This window comes from candidate division WOR-3 bacterium, from assembly GCA_039801725.1.
In the GTDB taxonomy this organism is placed as follows: domain Bacteria; phylum Hydrothermota; class Tepidihabitantia; order Tepidihabitantales; family DTDR01; genus DTDR01.
This window is the reverse complement of the sequence record JBDRVE010000052.1, coordinates 1-7,786: the sequence shown is the minus strand read 5'-3', so window position 1 is coordinate 7,786 and position 7,786 is coordinate 1. Positions and strand designations below refer to the sequence as shown.

Annotated in this window: 5 protein-coding genes; 2 read left to right on the top strand and 3 right to left on the bottom strand. The window is 33.4% G+C overall.

The genetic code is table 11. The features are described 5' to 3' along the window. Positions 1-566, top strand: a 566-nt coding sequence (locus tag ABIK75_07990; GenBank protein MEO0091028.1) for a radical SAM protein, incomplete at its 5' end; no start/stop codon positions are given. Here the strand turns inward: ABIK75_07990 and ABIK75_07985 are convergent. Continuing rightward, positions 556-3,003 carry a hypothetical protein gene (locus tag ABIK75_07985; GenBank protein ID MEO0091027.1) on the bottom strand — a complete coding sequence of 816 codons (2,448 nt, stop codon included), beginning with the start codon at positions 3,001-3,003 and terminating at the stop codon, positions 556-558. The genes ABIK75_07990 and ABIK75_07985 overlap by 11 nt on opposite strands. Positions 3,004-3,198: 195 nt before the next feature. Between ABIK75_07985 and ABIK75_07980 the strand changes: the two genes are divergently transcribed. Continuing rightward, positions 3,199-4,539 carry a radical SAM protein gene (locus ABIK75_07980; protein MEO0091026.1) on the top strand — a complete coding sequence of 447 codons (1,341 nt, stop codon included), beginning with the start codon at positions 3,199-3,201 and terminating at the stop codon, positions 4,537-4,539. On the opposite strand, the gene ABIK75_07975 is transcribed toward ABIK75_07980, so the two are convergent. Further along, a complete protein-coding gene (locus tag ABIK75_07975; GenBank protein ID MEO0091025.1) occupies positions 4,536-5,291 on the bottom strand; it encodes a hypothetical protein in 756 nt (251 codons plus the stop codon). The genes ABIK75_07980 and ABIK75_07975 overlap by 4 nt on opposite strands. Beyond that, the gene (locus ABIK75_07970; protein MEO0091024.1) at positions 5,281-7,464 is read right to left on the bottom strand and encodes a TonB-dependent receptor; all 2,184 of its coding nucleotides are present in this window, start codon (positions 7,462-7,464) and stop codon (positions 5,281-5,283) included. Before ABIK75_07970 ends, ABIK75_07975 begins: the two co-directional genes overlap by 11 nt. Positions 7,465-7,786: the final 322 nt, after the last annotated feature.

Sequence of the window (7,786 nt, the reverse complement as noted above, 5' to 3'; positions counted from 1 at the left end):
CGATTGGTCGAGATGCGGATCCGAGTTTAATGCCGACGCCGAAGCAGCGGGTATGGATGTGGCAGAGGAGTTGGGAGATAGTAAGGAAGAAGAAGATAATGCTTGCCGATTTCTGGAATCACGGAACTACTTCGCATGGTTGTATTGCTGGTGGAAGGGAGGGTGGATATTTTCATATTAATTGGCATGGGGATTGTGCGCCTTGTGTTTTTTTCCCGTATGCGGTGAGTAATATAATAGATATTTACAATCAAGGTGGGACGATAAATGATGTTTTATTTACACCTTTTTTCAAGGCGATAAGAGATTGGCAGAAGGGTTATGGGTTTTTATCGGGCGGAAAGGTTAGCGGTGATTGGTTAAGACCTTGTCCGATAAGAGACCATTTTTTGACGGCTAAAAAGATGATAGAAGAGTTTGGAGCCAGACCGATTGATTATGCGCCCGTCGATAGTTTAGATGCCAAAGAATATGTAGAGAAGATGGCAAATTACGATAAAGAATTAGAGAATCTTACCAAACCCATTTGGGAAAATATCTATTTAAACCACCGAGTTAAAAAATAATAATCTTTCTTGCCCCTTTTTTCTCTTTGAGAAAATAGATTCCTTGGGGAATTTTATTTAAATCTTTTAGTTCTACTAAATTTCCATTTTTGTCATAAATAAAAGGGGTATCAAAATAATTTTTAATAACTTTTATCTGCTCCCTTTTTAAGAAGACACTCGGAAAGGTTAATTTATCAACGGTTTCTGAATTTTCACTAATACCAATTTGGTTAACAACCAATTTAAAATAAATATCCCAACTTCTCAAATTTCTGTTATCTTCCCAAGTATAGGCAACGTAATTTTGGTTAGCAGCACAACTCTTCCAAGCCCATTGATGGACATAAGGATAAGGGTCATTATGGATACAGTAATTTTTGCCAATCCTTCGACCACTAATGTGAAACTTTTGAGCCATTACATTTAAATTTCCTTCTTCTCGGAAATCGGTAAAAGTGACATATAAGGTAGTATCACCGTCATAACTCCAAAGGGGAAACCAATGTTCACAAATAAAATTGTCGTCATTGATTTTGAATTCAGCACCAATAACCCCATTTTCATTACATCTTCTACCAAAAATCTCCCACCGAAAACCTCTCCGATCATCCATCCAAGAAACCCAAATAATACCAGTAGTATCTTTGGTTATAAATGGACATACCCCATTATTTAAAGAATTAACCCTTATAAGAGGTATTAAAGGATTGTAGAGCGAATCAAATTTCCTTAGATATACCCAACCACGATCGTTCCAAACAACCCAAAAGTTTTTCTCATTATCAATAACGGGAAATACCCAACCACCTCTTTCGGCAATCTGATAATTACTGCCAATTGGTTGGCCATCTTTACGGTAAAGTTGACAATAAGGTAGGGGATTTTCGCCACCTTCCCAGCCAATTATAAAATCGCCCGAATCATTTATCGAAACGAAGGGCCAAGAGGTATTTTCTTCTTGATTTACTCGAAAATTCCTTCCCACTCTTTGTCTATTTTCATCAAAAATTTGGCAATAAATATTATAATTTCCGTCCCGATTGTCTCGCCAAACTACTACCGCCTTTCCCTTTCTGTTAACTGCTAAAAAAGGAAAGATTTGAACATTCCCTTCATTATCGTCATTGACTCGGAAATTATTGCCAATTTTGTTTCCTAAATTATCAAAATATTGTCCATAAATATCAGGGTCGTTTGTGCCATTGCGATAATCCATCCAAATTACTAAAGAGTTGCCCAACTCATCAATTCCGACGGACATAAAATCTTGAATAGAGGAGGCAAAATCGTCGTTAACCTTAAAATCTCTTCTTAGCGGATGGGAAGCATAAATATCAGGATTATTCTCTCGGGAATCTTCCCAAACTGCTAAATAAAGGGTTTCATTTGCGAGCGCTACTTTGGGAGTTCTTTGACCAGGTGAGAGATTAGAAATAGGAAAATTACTACCAATTGGGTTACCTAAGGAATCAATAAATTGACCATAAATCTTACAACCTTCGCGGGTATCACACCAAACAATAATACTTTTTCTTCGATCGGGTAAAGTAGCAATTGCTGGTTGTCTATCCCAGTTTATTGGAAAAGTATCATTAATAAGAATTGGTGAAGTCAATTGTTGACCAGTAGAATCAAAAAGAACAAGATAAATATTTCGGTAAGTACCGGTTTCTTCTTCACCGCCCACAAAAAAGTTGCCATTTTTATCCATTACGCAAAAAGAATTTTTAGCAGAGAAAGGGAAAATCGGAAAACTATTTCCTAAGGGAATACCAGTTTTTGTAAATCTTCTACCATAAAGATAACATCTATTATCCATTTTTTGTGTCCAAGTGACAATAAAACTTCCACAATAAGCACTGATTGCCGGTTGAAACTGCTCATAACCAGTAATTTCACTGATGCGAAAATTGGCAGAAATAGGATTGAAGTTAGAATCCAAGATTTGACCATATATTGTTCTTTTCTCTTCGCGCTGGTCTTCCCAGACAAAGATATAGTGATTTTGGGCGATTGCCACTTTGGGAAAAGTTTGGAATACTCTTTGTCCATCATCATTTAAGATAATCATTGGTGAAATTGGCTCCAAATTTAAATTAAAAAATTGACAGTAAATATCAACATCGCCTCTTCTTCCATCAGGATAAACCACAATAATTTTATCTTTAGAAATTGCGATATCACCGCTGCCAGTAACATAATTCCAAATATTTCTTGATGGTTGGTCTTCAATAAGATTGATATTGGTGCCAATTTTGTTACCAAAAAGATCTAATTTCTGTAAATAGAGGTCGTTATCATAATCACTTGCTCGGAAATCTTCCCAGATAACATAAAAGTTAAAAGAACTATCCATAGCAATTGCCGGATAATATTGAGGAGCACCGCCAATGGTGTCGTCATTTACTAAGATTTCTTCACCAATTTGAAAAAAGAGAAGGAAGAGAAAAATCATTAATTAAATATATTAAAAAAATTTTTTTATGTCAATAAAAAACTGGCTTCCAACCCCACCCCTGTTGGAAGCCAGTAAACGAATCATTTAGACAATTAACTTCCTCAGATTGATTAATTATAACATAATTTAGAAAAAAAATCAATATTCTCTTTCTTTTGACTTTAATCTTTTTTGGGCTTATAATTGGGTGTTATGAAATTATTATTAGTAGTGCCAGCGATGGAAGATGAGAAAGAACGGAGATTAAAAGGAAAAGCCTTTCGGATGCCCCAAATATCTTTGGGAATTCTTGCTTCCTTGACACCAGAAGATGTAGAAGTTTGTTATGTGGATGAGAATTTAGAAGATATCAACTATGAATGTGGTGCCGATTTAGTTGGCATTACTGTGATGACGGCAACGGCACCGCGGGCTTATAAGATTGCCCAGAATTTTAAACAAGTGGGTGCCAAGGTTATCTTTGGCGGAATCCATCCTTCAATCTTACCGCAAGAGGCATTGAGATATGGTGATAGTGTAGTTGTTGGCGAAGCAGAATATGTTTGGAAAGAAGTGATTGAGGATTTTAAAAGAAAGGAATTGAAACCGATTTATTATGGAAAAAGGGTAGAGAGTAAGGATATTGTATCTCCGAAAAGAGAGGTTTTTAAAAATAAAGGTTATTATTTTACTTCTATTTTGCAGGCGACTCGTGGCTGTCCTTATGATTGTGATTTCTGTTCGGTTTCTCTTTTCTTTGGTCGTTCCTTTCGTAATCGGGAGATAAAAGATATTATTAAGGAGATTGAAGAGATAAACCATCCCTTGATCGGTTTTTTAGATGATAATCTTATGGGCAATAAGAGATTTGCTAAGAAATTATTTTATGAACTTATTCCTTTGAAAATTAGGTGGCTTGGTCAGGCATCATTAACAATTGCTGATGATTTGGAATTATTAAGATTGGCAAAAAGAAGTGGTTGTTCGGGACTTTTTATTGGTATTGAGAGTATTAGTGAGGCTGGTTTAAAAGAGGTAAATAAAAGATACCAGAAGGCAAAAACTCTTTTGGAAAAGATAAAAAGAATTCAGGAAGAAGGGATATTGATTGAAGGAAGTTTTATCTTTGGTTTGGATAGCGATACCCCTGATATTTTTGATGAGACATTGGATTTTGTTTTTAAGTCTAAGATGGCATTAGCCAGTTTTGGAATTTTAACTCCCTATCCCGGAACAAAATTACAGAAGAGATTGATGGAAGAGAATCGAATTATTACTTATGATTGGCGACTTTATGATTGCGGTCATGCGGTCTTCAAACCGAAGAATATGACAATTGAAAGATTACAAGAAGGTCTTGACTATTGTTGGTATAAATTCTATTCTTATAAGAATATTTTTAAAAGGGTATTCTCTTTGGGCTATCGTTTTCCGTTATTAGGACTGCCGGTGCTTATCTTAAATCTTTCTTATAAGAGAATGCTTTTTAAAACTACTGATATATCTTCTTGGTTTTCTTCTAAAAATTATGGGTTTTTGCCAGAGACTGCCTAATCTCTTTTAACAAAGATAGCAATCCTATCATCCGTTTGGGAAGAGAAATGGCCATAACCGTGATATAAGGTATCAAGTTCGCTTCTCTTTATTGCCCATTGATAACGGTTATAATCCCAAGCATAAACTTTTAACTCATAAAAACCAGTAGTATCAAATAGCCCTTCTTTAATTTCTCTTATTTCTAAAAAGGTATCTTGGGTAAATAAAGGAAAATAATCGGCTATAGTATCTTTTGGTAATTTAAAGACAAAAAGGACATAAACATAGGCACCTTTACTTTTATGCCAATAAATATAATTAAAGGTATCATAAAGCAGAGTATCTTCATCTTTCGGAAAGATAAAAGAGAAGGTATCAGGAATTTTTGTTGTCTTTGTTAAGGTATCCTTTTGGAAGATTACCCAAAGGGAATAGGTGTTTAATGGTTTGACAAAGGGCTCTCGACGTTGCCGATTCCAATTATATCCCACATAAAAATGATAATAAGGAGTATAATATCCTCCTACTAATCTTAAAGTATCTTTATTCTCTTCATTGACAATAAAGACAGTGGCATCAGTAATGCCCATACTTTTTACCTCTTTTTCAATAGAATAATTACTATCAACAAGACATTTAACCATTCCGTAGTTGGGATTTAATATACAATAGGCGTATATCTTTCTTTCCCACTCTTTTTCAATCCCGTTCTTTTTACAGGATACCAATAATATAATAAATAGTAGATATAAAAATCTCTTAGAAAGCATACTCAATTGATAATGATGGAATTATTGGTAGTTGATAAAATACCTTTCTTACTGGTGGCTCATAGTGATAATCGTAGTAGTAAAATAAGAAATTCTTATGGTTATATAAATTGAAGATGTCAATTCTTATTTTCAATCTCTTTATCTCTTTTTCCCAACTCAAATCTAAGCGGTGGTAATTGGGATAGCGACTAGCATTCTTTTTCCCATAATCTTCAAACCAGAAATAGCGCCAATCATCAATTAAATAGCGATAAAAATAATAACGATAGCGAGAAAGGACTTCGGTATAAGGTGTGCCAGTATAAAAGGCAAAGCGAAAAGAGAGATTACTATTAAGAAAGAAAGGTAAAATTATTATTAAGTTTAAATTATGCCGGCGGTCATAAAAAGGATGATAAGATAAGTTATCAAAATAGTTTTTTACCCAAGCATAAGAATAGGTAAGATAGATTAAGAAATTACCTGCTTCTCTTTTTATTGAGATATCAAGACCATAGGCTTTTGCCTTTCCTTTCTTCAATAAAGTTGGTTCAATATTAAAGGGGTCGGAGTTTTCGTTATATTCATAAATTAAGGGATAATATTTATAATAGGGTTCTATACTAAAATAGATATTTTCTAATAGATAGGTTTCAAAGCCAAAGATATTGTGATATGCCTTTTGGGGTGAATAGGGTCCAAAGGTTGGTATCCAGATATATAAAAAGGGAATTGGTTGAAATTCCGGTAATAAGGCGGTAATCAATTGGGAATAACTACCAAAAGATAGTTTCAATGATGTCAATTCTAAAAGAAAATATTTCAAAGAGAAGCGAAAATCAATTACCTTATACCAGCGATTGCCATAATAACTGGTAAATTGGTTATCCTGTCTTAAACCACTCTCTAAGATCAGTTTATTATTATATAAAACACTCCGTTCACTTAGATAAAAAGATAGATTTCTTGGTTTTCCCAAAATATCATACTTTATGCCACCCATCATCTTGGTATCATAATAGAAATCACTTAACTTTCCTTCAATGCCAAATTTTAATGTATGGTTATGGGCAAGATAATAATTAAAATCACTTTTCAATGAAAACTCCCTTACCCAATTATTAACATAGACAAAGTTATTATAAAAATTGATATAATAATGATAATAAGAGAAGGTTAGAAAAGATTTTACAAAGAGTTTTGGTGAGAAACTATAAAGATAAGAGAGTGAAGATAGATAATTCCCCCATTTAAAATATAATGATAAATCAGAATAGTTAAAGTTATCATAAGTTAAGAAGTTGGTAAAAAATAATTTTCCCTTTTGGCTTATTTCATAATTGGTTTTTAAAAATCCTTCTAAGAAATAATAGGGAAAATTGATTTTAAGTAATTTGAGAAATTGGTCAAAATAGGTTCTTCGAAAAGCAAGGATATAACTACTTTTCTCTTTGATAATCGGTCCTTCAAAGATTATTTTTGTTAAAAGGTTATTTATTTCTAAGTTTAAATTTCTTTTATATTTATTACCTTCTTTTAAGGTGATATCTAATACGGAAGAAAGTCTTTGGCTATATTCGGTTGAAAAGCCACCAGTATAAAAATCTGCCTGTTTAATAATCTCATTAGGAATAGTTCCCAAAAAGCCACCAAGATGATAGGGATTATAAAAATTTATTCCATCAACCAATATTAGATTCTGATCAGCACCACCACCCCGAACATATAACGCCGAAGAGAAATCGGTCGCCATCAAAACACCAGGAAACACCTGTAAAGAACGGAAGAAATCAGAAGAGAAAAGCCTTGGAAAGAGTTTTATATCTTTATCCATAATCTCAACCTTACTAATTCCTACTTCATCCTTCATCCTTGCCTTTCTACTTTCAACGATTACCTCTTTTAAAGTTAATGGACTTCTTTTTAGATAGATATTCAACTTTAAAACCTCTCCCTTATTAAGAGAAATCTCCCTTTTCTCTTCGAGATAGCCAATATAAGAGAAAGCAATTTTATATTTTCCTTCGGGAATTTGTAAGATATAATAACCTTCTTTATTTGTTGTTGTTCCATAGATTGTGTTTTCTAAATAGATATTACAACCAATCAGAGGTTCCTTTGTTTCATAATCATAAACATAACCCGAAATTATCGCATTCAAAAGAAAAGAGAAGAAAGAAATTGCTACCATTTCACTAATTTAATTATACAAAAATTTTTACTTCTTTGCTACCTAAATAAACCATTTTAAAATTGATATCTTCTTAATTTTGGTAATCTCTTTAAACATCTTTATTTTGTTGCCAAGTTTGGAAAATTTATCCCTTTCTTATACGACAAAGAATAATCTTTTGAATTATTGCCTCTCTTCATCACCTTCTAAAATCTCATTAAGACGATACTTATCAACAAGGTCTTTTGCTATCGGAATGCCAACTTCCCTCATCGCCTTTAAATGCTTCCTTATACGCCACCACTTCTCATCTTGATACTCATCAAAAGTTAAACCTTTC

What these genes read in the sequence shown, in the direction of transcription:
- ABIK75_07985 (MEO0091027.1), bottom strand. Translation starts at nt 3,003, where the DNA reads ATGATTTTTCTCTTCCTTCTCTTTTTTCAAATTGGTGAAGAAATCTTA.
- ABIK75_07980 (MEO0091026.1), top strand. Translation starts at nt 3,199, where the DNA reads ATGAAATTATTATTAGTAGTGCCAGCGATGGAAGATGAGAAAGAACGG.
- ABIK75_07975 (MEO0091025.1), bottom strand. Translation starts at nt 5,291, where the DNA reads ATGCTTTCTAAGAGATTTTTATATCTACTATTTATTATATTATTGGTA.
- ABIK75_07970 (MEO0091024.1), bottom strand. Translation starts at nt 7,464, where the DNA reads ATGGTAGCAATTTCTTTCTTCTCTTTTCTTTTGAATGCGATAATTTCG.